Below are 335 nucleotides of genomic sequence, written 5' to 3' on the forward strand. Positions count from 1 at the left end.
TAAACGAATTTGGAAGGAAAGTTCAGGTCGGTATGGTGTGCGTAAGGTCTGGCAACAACTGAAATGTGAAGGCTATGTGATTGCACGTTGTACAGTTGCTCGATTGATGCAAAAGCTAGGTATACAAGGTGTTTGGCATGGTAAGAATAAACAAACCACCCGTAACCGAGATGACCAAAAACGGGCAGATGATTTAGTGAAACGTAATTTTAATGCTGATCATCCAAACCAACTATGGGTGGGTGACTTTACGTATATTCAAACTCATTCAGGCTGGGTATATACCGCATTTGTTATTGACGTATTCTCACGAGCAATTGTTGGATGGAAAGTAT

At 40.9% G+C, this 335-nt stretch carries 1 protein-coding gene; it reads left to right on the forward strand.

The features are described 5' to 3' along the window. Window positions 1-335 (forward strand): IS3 family transposase (locus tag RJ01_RS15565; RefSeq protein WP_034171743.1); only part of this gene is annotated, 335 nt, incomplete at both ends.

Source organism: Acinetobacter sp. YZS-X1-1, from assembly GCF_000804305.1.
GTDB lineage: Bacteria > Pseudomonadota > Gammaproteobacteria > Pseudomonadales > Moraxellaceae > Acinetobacter > Acinetobacter variabilis.